The 17,579-nt window shown below is 74.1% G+C and carries 12 protein-coding genes; 6 read left to right on the top strand and 6 right to left on the bottom strand.

The genetic code is table 11. The features are described 5' to 3' along the window. Window positions 1–199: 199 nt before the first annotated feature. The 3 genes from ACFXB5_RS31040 to ACFXB5_RS31030 are packed head-to-tail and all read right to left on the bottom strand — an operon-like array spanning window position 200 to window position 3,139. Window positions 200–1,585, bottom strand: coding sequence for a coenzyme F420-0:L-glutamate ligase (locus ACFXB5_RS31040; protein ID WP_385213912.1), 1,386 nt, complete (start codon window positions 1,583–1,585; stop codon window positions 200–202). Beyond that, the gene (gene cofD / locus ACFXB5_RS31035; RefSeq protein WP_385213909.1) at window positions 1,582–2,568 is read right to left on the bottom strand and encodes a 2-phospho-L-lactate transferase; all 987 of its coding nucleotides are present in this window, start codon (window positions 2,566–2,568) and stop codon (window positions 1,582–1,584) included. The genes ACFXB5_RS31040 and cofD overlap by 4 nt, the downstream gene beginning before the upstream one ends. Window positions 2,569–2,617: 49 nt before the next feature. After that, a complete protein-coding gene (locus ACFXB5_RS31030) occupies window positions 2,618–3,139 on the bottom strand; it encodes a cysteine dioxygenase (RefSeq protein ID WP_385213906.1) in 522 nt (173 codons plus the stop codon). Window positions 3,140–3,831: 692 nt separating this feature from the next. Here ACFXB5_RS31030 and ACFXB5_RS31025 point away from each other — a divergent pair. From ACFXB5_RS31025 to ACFXB5_RS31015, 3 genes are all read left to right on the top strand, one after another. Then, complete coding sequence (locus tag ACFXB5_RS31025; protein ID WP_004952403.1) at window positions 3,832–4,095, top strand: WhiB family transcriptional regulator; 264 nt, start codon at window positions 3,832–3,834, stop codon at window positions 4,093–4,095. 335 nt (window positions 4,096–4,430) lie between these two features. Beyond that, window positions 4,431–8,501, top strand: coding sequence for a glycosyltransferase family 2 protein (locus tag ACFXB5_RS31020; RefSeq protein ID WP_385213904.1), 4,071 nt, complete (start codon window positions 4,431–4,433; stop codon window positions 8,499–8,501). After that, on the top strand, window positions 8,498–10,078 hold the full coding sequence (locus tag ACFXB5_RS31015) for a DUF5719 family protein (protein ID WP_385213901.1): 1,581 nt from the start codon (window positions 8,498–8,500) through the stop codon (window positions 10,076–10,078). Before ACFXB5_RS31020 ends, ACFXB5_RS31015 begins: the two co-directional genes overlap by 4 nt. Before the next feature lie 240 nt (window positions 10,079–10,318). On the opposite strand, the gene ACFXB5_RS31010 is transcribed toward ACFXB5_RS31015, so the two are convergent. Continuing rightward, on the bottom strand, window positions 10,319–10,939 hold the full coding sequence (locus ACFXB5_RS31010; RefSeq protein WP_385213898.1) for a TetR/AcrR family transcriptional regulator: 621 nt from the start codon (window positions 10,937–10,939) through the stop codon (window positions 10,319–10,321). A 186-nt stretch (window positions 10,940–11,125) separates the two neighbouring features. Between ACFXB5_RS31010 and ACFXB5_RS31005 the strand changes: the two genes are divergently transcribed. From ACFXB5_RS31005 to ACFXB5_RS30995, 3 genes are all read left to right on the top strand, one after another. Continuing rightward, window positions 11,126–12,178, top strand: coding sequence for a DMT family transporter (locus ACFXB5_RS31005; RefSeq protein WP_385213896.1), 1,053 nt, complete (start codon window positions 11,126–11,128; stop codon window positions 12,176–12,178). A 62-nt stretch (window positions 12,179–12,240) separates the two neighbouring features. Further along, window positions 12,241–13,443, top strand: a complete 1,203-nt coding sequence (locus tag ACFXB5_RS31000) for a PP2C family protein-serine/threonine phosphatase (protein WP_385213893.1) — start codon at window positions 12,241–12,243, stop codon at window positions 13,441–13,443. Window positions 13,444–13,462: 19 nt separating this feature from the next. Beyond that, entirely contained in the window at window positions 13,463–16,015 is a 2,553-nt protein-coding gene (locus ACFXB5_RS30995) for a SpoIIE family protein phosphatase (protein ID WP_385213889.1), read from the top strand. A gap of 126 nt (window positions 16,016–16,141) precedes the next feature. Here the strand turns inward: ACFXB5_RS30995 and ACFXB5_RS30990 are convergent, their stop codons facing one another. Both ACFXB5_RS30990 and ACFXB5_RS30985 read right to left on the bottom strand, forming a co-directional pair. Next, a complete protein-coding gene (locus tag ACFXB5_RS30990) occupies window positions 16,142–16,711 on the bottom strand; it encodes a hypothetical protein (RefSeq protein WP_385213887.1) in 570 nt (189 codons plus the stop codon). A gap of 20 nt (window positions 16,712–16,731) precedes the next feature. After that, window positions 16,732–17,579 (bottom strand): alpha/beta fold hydrolase (locus ACFXB5_RS30985; protein ID WP_385213884.1); only part of this gene is annotated, 848 nt, incomplete at its 5' end.

Here is a 17,579-nt window from a genome sequence, read left to right as displayed (position 1 = left end):
AACGCGCGCCCCCAACCCCCGCGCACGCGACCCCACCGCGCAACCGGCCCGCACAACCCCGCCCCCGGGCAACCCGCCCCCGGGCAACCCGACCCCGCACAACCCGCCCCGGCACAACCCCGGCCCCAAAGCCCAGACCGCACACACCGACCGCACACACCGACCGCACACACCGACCGCACACACCGACCGCACACACCTACCGCACCACCACGAACCCCTCGACCCCCCGCTCCGGCCGTGCCGCCGGCGGCACCGCCGCCTGGCCGACCGCGACCGCGCCCATCGGGTCCCAGTCGTCCGGCAGGCCCAGGACCTCGCGCACGACCGGGCGGCAGAACATCGTGGACGACACCCACGCCGAGCCCAGCCCCTCGCCCGCCAGCGCGACCAGCAGGTTCTGCACCCCGGCCCCGGCCGCGACCACGAACATCTCGCGCTCCGCCGTGTTCCGCCGAGGGTCGGGATACGTGTGGGCGCCGTCGGCTACCAGGCACGGGACCACCAGGTACGGAGCCTTGCGCAGCACATCCCCGCGCCGCACCCGCTTGGCGACGCTCTCCTCCGAGAAGCCGTCCCCGCGCAGATCGGCGGTCCAGGCGTCCCGCATCGCGTCCAGCAGCCGCGTCCGCGACTCCTCCGACTCCAGCAGGACGAACCGCCATGGCGTCGTATGGTGCGGCGCCGGTGCGGTGACGGCGGCGGCGACCGCGCGCCGCACCGCCGCGCCGTCCACCGGCTCATCGGTGAACTCCCGCACCGTACGGCGCAGCGTCACCGCCTCCCGTACGGCCTCGGAGGTGCCCAGCCGGAACATGTCGTCCGCGGCCCCGCGCACCAACGCCCGCGCGCCCCCGTCCTCCTCGACCTCCCGCCGATCAGACCCCTCAGCCCTCCGCCGATCAGACTCCTCGGCCCCGTCCAGCCCCTCGAACGCCACCACCTGCGGAAGCCCCCGCAACACGGCCACCGGCAACCCCTCGGCCTTGCCCTTGACCAGGTCACCCGCGGCGGCCAGCTCGTCAGCGGTGGCGACGATGGTCGCGCTCAGCGCGTTCCCGTACGCGTCGACTCCGCCGCGCAGATCGTCCAGGACCCGCACCCCGGCCGCGCCGATGGCGACGTCGGTGACCCCGGTCCGCCACGGCCGCCCGAAGGTGTCGGTGACGATGACGCCGACCTCCACGCCGAGCATCTCCAACAGCCCGGCCCGGATCGCCCGCGCCGAGGCGTCGGGGTCCTCGGGGAGCAACAGGACGGTCCCGGAAGGGGTGTTGGAGGCATCGACCCCGGCGGCGGCCATGACCAGACCGTGGCGGGTCTCGACGATCCGCGTGCGGCCGCGCCGCGCCACGACCCGTACCGTCTCGGCGTCTATGGCCGCCTCGCGGTCGGCCGCCTCGACGACGCGCCCCTCCGCCTTGCTGACGATCTTGGAGGTGACCAGCAGCACATCGCCGTGCGCGAGCCCCGGCAGACCGTCCGAGGTCGCGGCGTCGGCGATCAGCTTGGCGAGGTCGTCACCGGGCCGCACCTCGGGCATCCCGGGCAGGGCCCACACCTGGTACGACGCGTGTTCCGTCATCCCCGCACCTCTTCCGCCAGCGCCAGCGCCTCGGCCGCCATCGCCGCCGTGGCCTTGAGGTCCGCCATCATCAGCGGGATCGCCCGGCAGCGGATCCCGGCGGCCTCGACCTCCTCGACCGCGCCCGCGTCCACGGTGTCGACGAGCCAGCCGTCCAGCAGCCCGGAGCCGTAGTGCTTGGCGACGGCGGCGGCGGTGGACTCGACGCCGACGGCGGCGAGCACCTTGTCGGCCATGCCGCGCACGGGCGCGTCGCCCACGATGGGGGACAGGCCCACGACCGGGACCCCTGCGTCGGCGATGGCCTCGCGCACGCCGGGCACGGCGAGGATCGTGCCGACGCTGACCACCGGGTTGGACGGCGGGAAGAGGACGACATCGGCGTCGGCGATGGCCTCCAGGACGCCGGGTGCCGGTTTGGCCTGGTCGGCGCCGACGGGCACGACGGCGTAGGCGGGCACGGAGGCGCGCAGCCGCACCCAGTACTCCTGGAAGTGGATGGCCTTACGGCCTTCACCGTCACCCGCGGCGGGGCCGCTGATGTCCGCCGTGTCGATCAGGACGTGGGTCTCGACGCGGTCGTCCGTCATGGGCAGCAGCCGCACCCCCGGCTGCCACCGGGCGCACAGCGCCTCGGTGACGGCGCTCAGCGGATAGCCCGCGCCCATCATCTGCGTTCGGACTATGTGCGTGGCGAAGTCGCGGTCGCCGAGGCCGAACCACTCGGGCCCCACTCCGTACGCCGCCAGCTCCTCCTTGACGGTGAAGGTCTCGTCGGCCCGGCCCCAGCCCTGTTCCTCGTGGATGCCACCGCCGAGGGTGTACATCACGGTGTCGAGGTCGGGGCAGACCTTGAGGCCGAAGAGGTGGATGTCGTCGCCGGTGTTCCCGATGACGGTGATGTCGGCGTCCGGAGCCGCCGACATCAGACCGCGAAGGAAACGGGCGCCGCCGATACCGCCTGCCAGAACCACAATGCGCATGGAGGACAGTCTTGCAGCAGCCCCGGACATCGGGGGCGTTCGGGGCGGCTCAGCCGCCGAGGGCGCCCAGCGCGTCCGCCCCGGCCCCGGCGGGCAACTCGGCGCTCTGGGTGGGGTGCAGTGGCATCTCGGTCAGCCCGGGGAAGTAGATGTGCAGGCTGACGGCCGGTTCGAGGGCGTCGTTGACCACGTCGTGCACATAACCGGGCGCGAAGACGCGCTGTGCGCCGGCGCGCAGCGTATGCCGCGCGCCGCGCGTCCCCACCCGCTCGGTGAGCTCGCCCTGGAGCACGGTCAGCACCCCGGAGGAGCGGCCGTGGTCATGGGCCCCGCTGCCCTGTCCGGGCACCCAGCTGAGCAGCCACACCTCATAGCCGGGGCCGGTGCGCAGCCGGTGGTACCAGCGGCTGGTGGCGTCGTACTGGACGAGGGGCGCCCAGCCGTCGCGGTCGGCCGCGATGGCGCGGGCCAGGCCCGCGAAGGCGGAGATGGTGGAGGGGTGCGCGGGTACGGGCGGCAGCAGATGCGGGATGGCGAGCGGGTCACCGGCGATCTGGACGTCGCTGTTCATGCGGTGGGGTTCCTCGGCGGGAGGGGCGCGGAAAGAGCGCCGTAAGGACGCGGTGGGGCGGGATGGGCGCGGTAAGGGCCCGAGGTGCGATCTGGACGCGGTGTGCGGTCTCAGTACGAGACGCCGCGAGCGGAACGCGGAGAAAGCTGGAGCTCAGGAGGCATCAACAGCTCGAACAGCGACAGCGAGCCCGCACAGCGCAGCGGAACCCGTGGTCACGGGTCGGCAGGGGCGCGTGGGTCACTGACATGCCACCAAGGAGACCCGGATCGCCGCGCCGCTGTCAACTTCATCTCACGTTTCAGGTCAAGGTTCACCTCATCCGGTCGCTGTGGAGGCAGAAAGGTTTGTGCGCGCGTTGTATTGGTGACACGGCGCATCAAGCGCGTCACTCCCGCACCGCCCCGCCCACTTCGCACCATCTCTCGCGCGATGCAACGGGACCGGCGCCGATGGCGTCCTCCTCAGTGGGTGAGAGGAGGGACCCCAGGCAACGGATGGGGAAGGTGTCGCGTTTAGGCCGATTTGAACACTTTCCGCGCAGCCTTGGTTCCGCAGAGTGAATAAGAGGCCCAATAGCAGATCTCGGCTTGACTGGCCCGGATCGGCACACTTGTAATTTCACTCGTGTCGTTCTGCCGCTTCACCAACGGCATCAGGCACGGGGACGCAAAGACAGACGAGGGGCGCACATGACCGAGTTGTTCCAGCAACTGCTGGTCGAAGAGGCGGACGAGGAGCTCGGTTGGCAGGAGCGCGCGCTGTGCGCCCAAACCGATCCCGAGTCGTTCTTCCCGGAAAAGGGCGGATCCACCCGTGAGGCGAAGAAGGTCTGCCTCGCCTGCGAGGTCCGTTCCGAGTGCCTCGAGTACGCCCTCGCCAACGACGAGCGCTTCGGCATCTGGGGCGGTCTGTCCGAGCGCGAGCGCCGCCGCCTGAAGAAGGCCGCCGTCTGACCCACGGCGTCTGGGATCCGCCAGATCCGCCAGGCCCGCCAGATCCGCCAGGCCCGCCAGATCCGCCAGATCCGCCGAGCCCAGGTCCGCCGAGCCCGTCGTCAGGGCCGCCGGACCCGTCGGACCTGGCAGAACCGCATGACCCGCGCTGACATATCCGCACAGTTCACGGCGGAGTGAGCCACCGCGACCGGTCCGCCCCCGAGCCCATGGCGACGGGAGGCGGACCCGTCGCATACACAGCCGTTAGTGTGGGGCCCCGTCCGAGACGCTCCAACGCCCCCCTTGGGGCGCGCGCGTCCACCGCAGTCCAGCGAACCGGGGCCCGTACCTCGATGTCCGTGCACAGCCACCCGGCGGCCCAATACCCGGCCGCCACCGCCGCGTTTGCGCCCGCTCACGAACCGGTTCAGACACCGGCCCATCCGCGTCATGTCGTCACCGCCGTCCTGGTCGCCCACGACGGCGCCCGCTGGCTGCCCGACGCGCTGTCCGGTCTGCTCGGCCAGGAGCGCCCGGTCCAGAGCGTCATCGCGGCCGACACCGGCAGCGCCGACGACTCCGCCCGGCTGCTCACCGAGACCCTCGGCGAGGAGCGGGTGCTGCACATGGCGCGCCGCAGCGGCTTCGGCACGGCCGTCGCCGAAGCGGTCCGTACGGCCCCGGTGCTGGGCCCCGAGGAGCTCGCCTACCTCAAGCGCCCCAGCGGCTGGGACCCCGTCAACCGCACCTGGCGCGACGACGCGTACGACATGCCGGAGCTGCCGCACGGCGAGCCCGTCCAGTGGCTGTGGCTGCTGCACGACGACTGCGCCCCCGAGCCCGACGCCCTGGCCGAGCTGCTGCGGGTCGTAGACGCCGAGTTCACCGCCAACCGCGAGCCCGCGATCGTCGGACCCAAGCTGCGCGGCTGGTACGACCGCCGGCAGCTGCTCGAAGTCGGCGTCAGCATCGCCCGCAGCGGCCGCCGCTGGACCGGCCTGGAGCGGCGCGAGCAGGACCAGGGCCAGCACGACCAGGTGCGCCCGGTGCTGTCGGTGTCCAGCGCGGGCATGCTGGTGCGCCGCGATGTGTGGGAGCAGCTGGGCGGTTTCGACTCCCGGCTGCCCCTGATGCGCGACGACGTCGACCTGTGCTGGCGCGCCCAGGCGGCCGGGCACCAGGTGCTGGTGGCCCCGGACGCCGTGGTGCGGCACGCGGAGGCGTCCGCGCGCGAGCGGCGGCCCATCGACTGCGTGGGGCGCTCCGTCGCCAACCCGCATCGCGTCGACAAGGCGGGTGCCGTCTACACCCTGCTGGTCAACACCCGGGGGGCGGTGCTGCCCTATGTGATGCTGCGGCTCCTGTTCGGCACGCTGCTGCGCACCCTGGCCTATCTCGTGGGCAAGGTGCCGGGGCAGGCCCTGGACGAGGTCGCCGGTCTCTTCGGCGTCCTGCTCCGGCCGGGGCGGATCCTCGCCGCCCGTAAGCGCAGAGGCCGCCCCGCGACGGAGCCGAACGAGCTGCGGCCGCTCTTCCCGCCGCCCGGCGCGACCGTAAGGGCGACGGTCGAGCAAGTCGCCAGCAATATAGGCGGCCGTTCCGAGCCCGAGCTGTCCTCCGGGGGGCGGCACGGCGCGGTCGAGTCCGGGCCCGGTGGCGACGACGCCGACTTCCTGGAGATCGAGCAGTTCGCCCGGCTCAAGCGGATCGCGCGCCGGCCCGGCCCGATGCTCTTCCTCGTGCTGCTGGTGGTCTCGCTGGTCGCCTGCCGGGATCTGCTCGGCGCCGGCGCGCTCGCGGGCGGCGCCCTGCTGCCCGCGCCCGCCCATGTCTCCGAGCTGTGGTCGAGCTATGTGGACGGCTGGCATCCGGTCGGCACCGGCGGCACGCAGTCCGCGCCGCCGTATCTGGCCGCCCTCGCCTCGCTGGCCACGGTCTTCCTGGGCTCCACGGGCTTCACGCTGACCCTGTTGCTGGTCTGTTCGGTGCCGCTGGCCGGGTTCATCGCGTACTTCGCCTCCCGGCCGCTGGTCGAGTCCCGGTTGCTGCGCGCCTGGGGAAGCGTCGCGTACGCCTTCCTCCCGGCCGCGACCGGGGCCCTCGCGGGCGGGCGGCTCGGCACCGCCGTGCTCGCCGTACTGCTGCCGCTGATGGCCCGCGCGGCGGCCGCCGCGACCGGCTTCACCGGCAACGGGACGCGGCTGCCGAGCTGGCGGGCGACGTGGGCGTACGCGCTGCTGCTGACGTTCACCATGGCCTTCACCCCGGTCGTCTGGCCGATGGCGCTCCTCCTGGGCACCGGTGTGCTCGTGCTGCGCCACCGGCAGAGCGGCACCGAACAGCTCATGGGGTACGGACTGCGGTTCCTGAGCCTCGTCGGCACCCCGCTCGTCGTGCTCGCCCCCTGGTCGCTGGACCTCGTCACCGACCCGGCCCGCTTCCTCGAGGAGGCCGGTCTTGACCGCGGCGCCGGGTCCGCGTCCGCGCTGAACCTGCTCGCGCTCAGCCCCGGCGGCCCCAACGGCGGCGGCACGCTGCTGCTGCTCGGCTTCGTCCTCGCCGCGCTCGCCGCCCTGATGCGCGGGGAGCGGCAGACCGTGGTGCGCACCGCATGGGCCGTCGCCCTCACCGGCTTCCTCTTCGCGGCGCTCACGAGCGGCTCCGGCTGGGCCGGGCCCGCGACCCTCGTCTACGGCCTGGCGCTGCTGACCGCCGCCGTGGTCGGCGCCGAGGACGCGCGGGAGCGGGTGGCGGCGCAGAGCTTCGGCTGGCGCCAGCCGGTGGCGCTGCTGATCGCGGTCGCCACGGTCGCCGCGCCGCTGTACGCCGCCGTCACCTGGATGACGGGCGGCGCGGACGGCCCGGTGGGGCGGCGCGACCCCTCGCAGGTCCCGGCGTTCGTGGCGGCCGAGAGCGCCACCGAGGACCAGGCCCGCACCCTGGTGCTCGGCGGCGACAGCAGCGCCGCCCACGCCGACTACGCCCTGGTGCGCGGCTCCGGCGCCCGGCTCGGCGACGGCGAACTCGCGTCGGCGGGCGGCTCCGACACCCGGCTCGACGGCGTGGTGGCCAATCTGATCGCGGGCTCCGGCGCCGACCAGACCCGTCAGCTCGGCGGCTACGCGGTGCGCTATGTGTACGTCCAGAAGGGCGCGCCGCCCGAGATGGAGCGGGTGCTGAACGCGACCCCGGGCCTCACCCAGCTCAGCCGGGAGCACGGCGGAGTGCTGTGGCGGGTCAACCAGCGGGTCTCGCGGGTCTCCATCGTCCCGGCCGAGTCCTCGGGCCGCCCGGCGGGCGGGGCGGCGGCCAAGCCGGTGCACGTGGCCTCCGGCCCCGTCGAGGCGCACACCACGGTCCCCGACGGCACGGACGGGCGGGTGCTGCGGATCGCCGACCGGTCCGCGCCCGACTGGCAGGCCACGCTCGACGGCGAGCCGCTGAAGCCGATGACGGTCGACGGCTGGGCGCAGGGCTTCGAACTCCCGTCGAGCGGCGGCCGGTTGGACCTCACCTACGACACGCCCATCACGCACACCGCATGGGTGTGGGCGCAGGGGCTGCTCGCGGTCGTGCTGCTGGTGCTCGCGCTGCCGGGCCGCCGCCGGAACGTCGACGACGACATGCCGGACGCGGAGGGCGCGGCCGCCGCCGTCACCGCCGAGGACCTGGCGGGCGACGGCCGCCGGGCACGGCGGCTGCGGGCCGCCGCGGAGGCGCAGGCGGCGCAGGCCGCGCAGGACGGGGGCGCCAAGGGGCGGCCGGAGACGGACCCGGCCGCCGCGGACGCCATGTCCGGGCAGCCGGGAGCCATGTCCGGGCAGCCGGGCGCCATGTCCGGGCAGCCGGGCGGGATCCCCCCGCTGCCGGGGGAGCCGCCGATGCCGGGCGAGCCCCCCGTGCCGGGGGAGCCACCGCTGCGGCCGACCGCCGAGCCGGCCGCCATGGGCGACCCTTACGGCGACAACGCGATGGCGAACGACCCGTACGGCGACCAGACGGCCGCCGGTGACCCGTACGCGGCGGTGCCGCACCAGCAGCAGTACGGGCAGCAGTGGGACGCGCAGACGTACGCCGACGCCGGATACGGCCAGTACCCGGCCGGTCAGTACCAGGGCGAGCAGTACGCGGGGGAGCAGTACCAGGGCGAGCAGTACCAGGGCGAGGGCTACGCGGGCCAGTACTCCACCGGCCAGTACCCGGCCGGTGACTACCAGGGCGGCTATCAGGACACCGGCTATCCGGCCGGCTACCAGGAGGGCCAGTACCCGGCGGACCCGTACGCGGGCGGCCAGTACGCCGACCCTTACGGCTACGACCAGCAGCAGCCCTATGCCGACGGCGGCTACCCCCCGCAGGGCGACACGACGTACGGCGGCGACGACCCCGAGGACCGCCGCGACGGGAGCGATCAGCAGCGATGAACCGCACCACCCTGTCCCTGATCGGCGCGGCCACGGCGCTGGCCGCCGTAACCGGCGTCGCGGCCCTCACGGGGGGCTCCTCCGACGACGCGGACGCTTCCGCGAAGGCCGCCACCCGGCTGCCCGTGCAGCGCTCGACGCTGCTGTGCCCGACGCCCTCCTCCTCGGAGGTGAGCAGCACCACCTACACCGCGTACACGCCCAAGCGGGACGGCGTGGACGCCAAGGACGGCGCCGCCGAACTGCTGCCCGCCCAGAGCCCCGCCGACGACACGACGGATCCCGGCGGCGACGACGGCGGTAAGGACGACGGCAAGAACGGTAAGGACGGCAAGGACGGCGGGAAGGGCGGCCAGGCGGCCCCGGGCGGCGACAAGCCCGTGCTGCCCCTGAAGGAGCCCGGCAAGCCCGTCACCACCGAGGAGAGCAGCGCGGGCGCGCCCGCGCTCATCGGCACCGCCGACGGCCGCTTCGCGCCCGGCTGGACCGTCCAGCAGACCACCACGATCGACGCGGGCAGCGGGCGCGGCCTCCTGGGCACCGCGTGCACCGCGCCCGACACGGACTTCTGGCTCCCCGGCGTCAGCACCGACCGGAACCGCCAGGACTTCGTCCATCTGACGAACCCGGACGACGCCGCGGCCGAGGTGGACCTGAAACTCTACGGACCCAGCGGCCGGCTGAAGCCCTCCACCGACGAAGCGATCACGGTCCCGCCCCGCTCCACGGTCCCGGTCCTGCTCTCGACCCTCACCGACCAGCGGGCGGCCGGCGCCGCACTCCACGTGACGGCCCGCACCGGCCGGATCGGCGCGGCCGTGCAGGCCGTGGACCAGAAGGCGGGCGGCGACTGGCTCCCCGCCTCCGCCGTGCCCTCGACGAGCGTCGCGATCCCCGGCATCCCCAAGGACGCCACCTCGGCCCGCCTGATCGTCTTCGCGGCCGGGTCCGACGACGCGGACCTCAAGGTGCGGCTGGCCGGGCCGAACAACGCGATCACCCCGGCCGGACATGAGTCGCTGCACGTCAAGAGCGGAATGACGGCCGCGATCGACCTCGGCGACGTGACCAAGGGCGAGCCCGGCTCGCTGCTGCTCACCCCCGAGGGCGGCGAGGGCCCGGCCACACCGGTCGTGGCCGCGCTCCAGGTGACCCGGGGCAAGGGGAGCGACCAGGAGACGGCGTTCATCCCCGCGACCGCCGCGATCGAGCGCAGCGCCACCGCGGCCGACAACCGCACCAAGGGCTCCACGCTCTCCCTGGTGGCGCCGCGCGCGACCGCCAAGGTGCGGATCACCGCCTCGGCGGGCGCGGGGGGCGGCAGCCCGGTCAGCAAGACCTACGAGGTCAAGGGCGGCACCACCAAGGCCCTGGAGCCCCCGCGCCCGACCTCGGGCAAGGGCCCGTACGCGGTGACGGTCGAGCGGCTCTCCGGCGGCCCGGTGCACGCCTCGCGGATGCTGGCGTTGTCGGAGGGCGGGGTGCCGATGTTCACGATCCAGTCACTGCCGGACGACCGGGGCACGGTCGCAGTGCCCGAGGCGGGCCAGGACCTGTCCCTGCTCAACGACGACTAGGGCGGGGCCGGGGCCTCAACGACGGCCAGGCCGGGGCCGGGGTCTCGGCTGCCCGCCCTGGGGCGCGTCGTGCCCCGGGGCGCGGCTCGGCGCATCGATGTGCGGCTCCGCCGAGTGGCAGGGGCCCCTGGGCCCGGCCCCGGGGTCTGGGGCGGAGCCCCAGTTTCGGGAAGGGGCGGGGTGGGGAACAGCCCGCCGCAGGCGTCCGCAGGCGTCGCGATCCGCCGGACGCCCCGCCCCCTAAGGCGCCAGCCCAAGCGCCGGGAAGACCGACGCCTCGAGGAAGCGCGTCAGGTACACGCGGTCGGCGGCCCGACCCTCGAGCAGGTGGCGGACCCGCATCGCACCGATCAGCTGAGTGGGGACGAACTCGAGCGCGGGGTTGTCCGCGGCCACCTCGCCGCGCTCCACGCCCCGGCGGACCATCGCCTGGATCGTCTTCACCTCGTGCTCGATCAGCGCGGCACGCAGCGCCTGGAGCAGATCGGGGTTCTGCAGCGCGGCGTGCCCGAGGGCGTACACCAGCGCGGTGTCACCGCCGCACACCTCCCCCGCCTCGCCCACGGCCTCCGCGACGGCGCGCAGATCGCCCGCGAGGGAGCCGGTGTCGATGCCCTCCAGCGCGAAGGGGCGCTTGCAGGAGCGCAGCGCGGCGACGACGAGCTGGGGTTTGGTGCACCACTGCCGGTAGAGGGTGGAGCGGCTGGCGCGGGTGCGGGCGGCGACCGCCTCGATGGTGAGGGCCTCGTAGCCGCCCTCCTGGAGCAGATCGAGGACCGCCTGATAGAACTCCTGCTCCCGCTCGGGGGTGATCTTGGAACGGCGCTGCGGCGCGGCCGTCTCCGGGCTCTGCGTCGCCATCGGGTCCTCCTCCTCGGTCCACCGGACTCCGGTTCCCCCCGACCACGCAGTGTACCGACACATCCGCGTACCGATACGCCCTTGTACCGATACGGCTCCGCACCGGTACACTTTCGTATCGATACGTCTGTGTGCCGATAGTGCCACCGGTGGCAGGCAGACAGTGCCCAGAGGAAGGCACGGTGGATGAACCCGACCGTCATAGCCGTCGCGCTCGCGCTCGCCTCGGCCGTCGCCTACGCGACGGCGGCCGTGGCCCAGGAGCGGCTGGCCGCGGGCGGCCGGCCGGACCGCATGCCGCGGCTGTTGCTGCGCGGCGCCTGGTGGGGAGCGGTCGGCCTCAACTCCACCGGTGCCCTGCTGCATGTGGCCGCGCTGCGGTACGGACCGCTCACCCTGGTCCAGCCGCTCGGCGCGCTGACCCTGGTGGCGGCCGTTCCGTTGGGCGCGCGGCTCGCGGGGCGGCGGGTGATCCGGGACGAGTGGCGGGGCGTGGTCCTCGCGCTGCTCGGCCTCGGCGCCCTGCTGCCGGTCACCGCCGGGGAGACCCCGCGCGAGACGCTGAGCCTGCCGGAGGCGGTCGGGCTCGCGGCCGTCGTGCTGGCGTTCATCGGGCTGTGCGTCCGGCCGGGGCGCAGGGGTCGCGGAACGCCGGGCCGGGGCCTGCGGTTCGCCACCGCGTCCGGGGTCGCCTCCGGCGTCGCCTCGGCGCTCACCCAGACCCTCACGGTCGCGCTCGCCGACTCCCGCGCCCCCGAGGCGGCCCTGGTGTCCTGGCGGACCGTGGTCGTGGCCGTGCTGGTCGCGGTCTTCGCGGTGAGCGGTCTGCTGCTGTCCCAGAGCGCCTACGGCAGCGGTCTCGGCGCGCCCCTGGCCACCCTGACCCTGGCCAACCCGGTGGCGGCGGCCGCCATCGGGATCGTGCTGCTGGACGAGCGGTTCCGGGGCGGCCCGGGCGGCTGGGCCCTGGCCGCCATGGGCGCGGCGGCGGCCGCCCGCGGGGTGGTCCTGCTCTCCCGGGTTCCGCAGTCGGGCGCGGGGGCGCGCGGGGAGACGGTGGTCGTACGGGAGTCCGCCGTACGCGAGCCCGCCGTACCCGATGCCCCGGTGGCCGTACCGGAGACCGCCCTGCGAAAGACCGTCGTACGGCAGGCCGTCGCACGAGAGGCCCTCGCCCCCGGCGAGCCCCCGCGCGAGCCCGCCGGAGTCCCCCGGGAGCCGGTGCCCACGCCCCCGTGATCCCCCGCGGTCCCCCGGGAGCCCCCGGGCGTCGCGGGACCCGCCGCCGTAAGGTTGACCGCATGGTGGACGCGAATGTGTCGACCTCGGCCGAGACCGCTGAGCAATTGCTGGAGGAGCTGCTCAGGGCCGCCCACGAGGCATCCCCGACAGAGCTCCCGCTGGCCCTGGACCGCTACACCGAGGCCATGAACATGGGCCGCGCGGTCGTCTTCCTGATCGACCTCCGGCAGCGGCTGTTGATGCCGCTCGAGGAGGGCGAGCCGCGCCTGGAGCTCGATCACTCCCTGGCCGGATTCGCCTACCGCACCGATTCGGTGCGGGTCGAGGAGGAGGGCACGGGCGGGCTCACCGTATGGCTGCCGCTGCTGAACGGCGCGGAGCGGCTCGGGGTCCTGCAGCTGCGGATGGCCTCCCTGGACGGGCTCAGGCTCTGGCGCTGCCGGACGCTGGCCTCGCTCCTCGCCCTGGTCATCACGGCCAAGCGGACCTATATCGACACCTTCGCGCAGCGCACCCGTACCCGGTCCATGCAGCTGCCCACGGAGATGCTGCGGGCCTTCCTCCCGCCCCGCTCCATCGGCACCGGCCGGGTGGTCTCGACGGCCGTCGTGGAGCCCGCGTACGAGCTGGGCGGCGATGCCTTCGACCACTCGTTCACCGAGGACGTCCTGCACGCCACGATCCTCGACGCGATGGGCCATGACCTGGCGTCCGGGCTGACCACCTCCGTGGCGATGGCGGGGAGCCGCAACGCCCGGCGCACCGGCGCCGACCTGGCGGCGCTGGTCACCACCGTGGACGAGGCGCTGGCCAAATGGCTTCCGGACCAGTTCTGCACGGGCGTCTTCCTCCAGCTGCACATGCCCAGCGGGGCGCTGCGCTGGTCCAACTGCGGCCACCCCACCCCGCTCGTCATCCGCCGCCAGCGGCTGCTGGGCAAGGAGCTGGAGCGGCCTGCCGAACCCCCGCTGGGGCTGCCCGCGTGGCTGTCGGACGCGCCCCGCCAGATCTATGAGACGACGCTGGAGCCCGGTGACCGCGTCCTGCTCTACACCGACGGGGTCGTGGAGTCGCGCGACGAGGGAGGCGAGCAGTTCGGCCTGGAGCGCTTCGCCGACCACATCATCCGCTCGACGGCCGCCGGGCAGAACGCCCCCGAGGTGCTGCGCCTGCTCATCCACGCGATCCTCGACCACCGGCACAGCGAACTCAGCGACGACGCCACGATTTTGATGATCGAGTGGCATCCGCCGGGTCCATGAGCCGTCGACCCGATGTCCGATGATGACGCCTCCCGACCCCACAGCCCGCCCCGTCCGGCCGGACCCGCCGCCCGGCGCTCCCGGCCTGGCCACGGCCACGGTCGACGACCACGGCGTGCTGACCGGGTGGAGCGAGGGCGCGCGGCGGCTGCTGGGCTACCGCGCCGAGGAGGTCGTGGGGCGGCCGGCGGCCGAGCTGCGCGCCGAGCCGGCCGCGGGGGAAAGCGCCGAGCCGACCGCCGGGGACAGCACCGAGACGGCCGCCGGGGACAGCACCGAGACGGCCGCCGGGGACAGCGGCGGGGACACCGCCCGGGACAGCCGCGGGGACACCAGCAGTGGCACCGCCGGGGACACCGGCGAGGGCGCCGGGCCGTGCCTGGCCCACGGGCCCCGGTGGAGCGGCCGGATCGCGCTGCGCCACCGGGACGGCCATCGGCTGGAGGTCGAGCTGCTGGCCCACCGCGGCCCGCTGGGCGACGGACCCGCGGGCTGGCTCCTGGTCTCCGCCGCGCCCCGGGAACCGCAGGAGCCGGTCACACCCGCGGACCATGCCTTCGCCCAGTGCCCCTGCGTCCTGGCGCTCTTCGACACCGAGCTGCGGCTGGCCCGGGCGAACGTCGACATGCAGGCCGCCACCGCCCGCAGCGAGGAGCAGATGCGCGGGCTGCGACTGACCGAGCTGGTGGGCCACGGGGAGAGCGACCGGGTCGAGCGGGCCATGCGGCAGGTGCTGGAGAGCGGCGAACGGCTGGAGCTGGAGACGCATCTGCGGGGGCCCGGTGAGCGCCATGAGCACGCCTGGTCGGTCTCGCTGGCCCCGCTGGCCAACCGCACCGGCGGGCTGCGCGGCGTGTGCTTCGCGGCCCGCGACACCACCGCCGAGCAGGAGGCCCGGCAGCGGCTCCAGCTGCTCAACGAGGCGGGGGCGCGGCTGGGCAGCCATCTGGACCTGGACCGGATCGCCCAGGAGCTGGCCGAGGTGGCGGTCCCCCGGCTCGCCGACTTCGCCAGCGTCGATCTGCTCACCTTCCTCCACGAGGGCGACGAGCCGCCGGAGGGGCCGCTGCGCGCGCCCGTCACCCTGCGGCGCGCGGCTCACCGGTCCATCCTCGACGGCGCCCCCGAGGCGCTGGCCGACGTCGGGGGTCTGGCCACCCACCCCGAGCACTCCCCCACGGCGGCGTGCCTGCTCAAGGGCCGGGCCGCACGGCACCAGGTGACGCCGTCCCTGCTGGCGAGCTGGGAGGCCAAGGACCCCGGCCGGGCCGCCCGTATCCGCGAGCACGGAGTGCACTCGGTGATCGTGACGCCGATGCGCGCCCGCGGGGTCATCCTCGGCACGGCCCTCTTCGCCCGCCATCGCACCCCGGCGCCCTTCACCGACGACGACACGCTGCTGGCCGAGGAGCTCACCGCCCGGGCGGCCGTCTGCGTGGACAACACCCGCCGCTATCTGCGCGAGCGCGGAACGGCCGAGGCCCTCCAGCGCAGCCTGCTGCCGCAGCGGCTGCCCGAGCTGACCGCGCTGGAGATGGCCTCGCGCTATCTGCCCTCGGGCGCCTGGGCCGGGGTGGGCGGCGACTGGTTCGACGCGATCCAGCTGTCCGGCGCCCGCGCCGCCGTGGTGGTCGGCGATGTCGTGGGACGCGGCATCCACGCGGCCGCCACCATGGGGCGGCTGCGCACCGCCGTACGCACCCTGGCCGATATCGATCTGCCGCCGGGGGAGCTGCTGACCCACCTCGACGACATGGTCACCCGGCTGTACTCGGACGAGAAGCCCGAGCGCTTGTGGGCCTTCGGCGCCACATGTCTGTACGTGGTCTACGACCCGGTCTCGCGCCGCTGCTCCATCGCCGCGGCGGGCCACCCCGCGCCCCTGGTGATCAGCCCGGAGGGCACCGCCGACGTGCTCGGCCCGCCCATCGGTCCGCCCCTGGGCCTTGGTGAACTGCCCTTCGAGATCATGGAGACGGAGCTGCCCGAGGGCAGTCTGCTCGCCCTCTACACCAACGGCCTGATCAACGGCCGCGAGCGCGAGATCGGCGACGGGCTCGAGACGCTGCGCGACGTCCTGAGCCGTCCCGCCCCCTCCCTGGACGCGCTCTGCGACGACGTCCTGCGGGCCCTGCCCCCGGCCCATCCCGAGGACGACATCGCCCTGCTTCTCGCCCGCACCCGGGCGCTCCACTCCGACCGGGTCGCCACCTGGGACATCCCGGCGGACGCGCCCGCCGTCGCCGGGGCCCGCCGGAGCACCACCGAGCAGCTGATCGACTGGGGTCTTGAGGAGACCGTCTTCACCACCGAGCTGATCGTCAGCGAACTGGTCACCAACGCGATCCGCTACGGCCGCCCGCCGATCCGGCTGCGGCTGATCCGCGACCGCGACCTCATCTGCGAGGTCTCCGACGCCAGCAGCACGGCACCCCATATGCGGCGGGCCCGGGTCTTCGACGAGGGCGGCCGGGGCCTGATGCTGGTGGCCCAGATGGCGACGCGCTGGGGCACCCGGCAGAGCACGGACGGCAAGACGATCTGGGTCGAGCAGGACGTCTCCACGGGCTGAGGGGCCCGGCCCCTGGGCCCCGCCCCGGGGCCGCAGGGCCGTGGGGGGGCCGGGCCCCGGGCCCCCCGGCCGGGGGGGGCGGGCGGCCCGGGGCAGAGGCGGCACCCGGCAGGGCACCGCGCGGGGTCACGCCGGCCCCGGCGCCCCTGCGGGCAGGTGCTGCTGGCAGGCCTTGTGGGCGTCCCGGAACTCGGGCGACTTGACGTCGATCCCGGCCTCCTCGGGGGCGAAGCCGCCGCCCTTCGGGTCGGGGAAGTCGGGCACACCGTTCTTCCGCATGCAGTCCACGTACTTCGTCAGATCGGGCATCCCACCGGGCGGCGGGGAGGCCCGGCGGCCTTCGGGCATCAGCCGCTCGCAGGCTTTCTCCGCCTTCTTGTACGCATCGCCCTTGACGTCTATGCCGCTGCTCGGGTCGAGCAGAATCGAGCCGTCCGCGGCGGGGTCGGGAAAGTCCGGCACGCCGTTGTCCCGGAGGCATTCGACGAAGGCCATGCTTTTGGCCTTCTTGTCCCCCGCCCCGGCGCTGCCGGAGGACTTCGGGGAATCGTCGGAGCCGAGCGCGAAACCCAATCCGCCCGCCACCATGGCAATCGCCAGGGCGGCCCCCAGTGAAACGAGCAGAATGCCTAATCTGCCCTGTCGGCGCGTGCCCTCGGGCGGCTCACCCGCGGCCGCGTTCTCCTTCTCGTCCATACTCTCTCTCCACCCTCTCCCTAATTCTCCGTCAGCAGCTGCGCGGAAATGAGCCGACCGATCGTTTCGAGAGGCTCTCCGGTGAGCATCCCGTCGTGATCGGAGGCGATCCGGACCGGTTCGATGGGCCCGTCGACGTACGGCGCCCAGCTGTCCGCAGCCAGCGGCGCGGGGGCCGACGCGGGCCGACCCTCCGTGGCGACGAAGAGCAGCAGGTTTCCGCGGAAGACGCCGGGCGTGTGGTGCTGGAGGAGCCGGTTGTTGTTCCCGTTGACCCTCTGAATCTCGGAGAGCATCCGCACCTGCTTGCGCCGCCCGCCACGGGGCCCTTCGGCGGACTCGTCGGCGGGCCCGCCGGCGGACTCACCGGTCGGCTCCGCCTCGTCGGCGCCGGGGTAGCCATCGAGGCTGACCAGGAGGTCCACCGTTTCGCCCTGCTGCTGCAGCAGGGCCGCCATCGCATGGGCCACGGTGCCACCGAACGACCAGCCGAGGAGGTGATAGGGCCCGGCCGGCTGCACGGTCCGGATCCGCGCCACGTAGTCCGCCGCCATCTCCTCGACCGTCCGCGGCAGTGACTCATCCGTGCCGAAGCCGCGGGCCTGCAGCGCGTAGACCGGCCGGTCCGGCGGCAGGTGGTCCGTGAGTTCGGCGTAGCAGCGCCCCAGTCCGGTGCTCGGGTGGACGCAGAACACGGGCGGCCGGTCGCCTCCGGTCCGGAGCGGCAGCAACAGGCCGGTGTCGTCGGAGTCGGTGCGGGCGGTGCCGTCCTTCGTGCCGTCGAGCAGCCGGGCCACGTCTGCCACCGTCGGGGCGGTGAACAGCGCACGGATGCTGACCTCGGCGCCGAGGACGGCACGGATCTGTG

This window comes from Streptomyces sp. NPDC059455 (assembly GCF_042750115.1).
Taxonomy (GTDB): Bacteria; Actinomycetota; Actinomycetes; order Streptomycetales; family Streptomycetaceae; genus Streptomyces; species Streptomyces endocoffeicus.
This window is presented reverse-complemented; position numbering and strand designations above follow the sequence as displayed.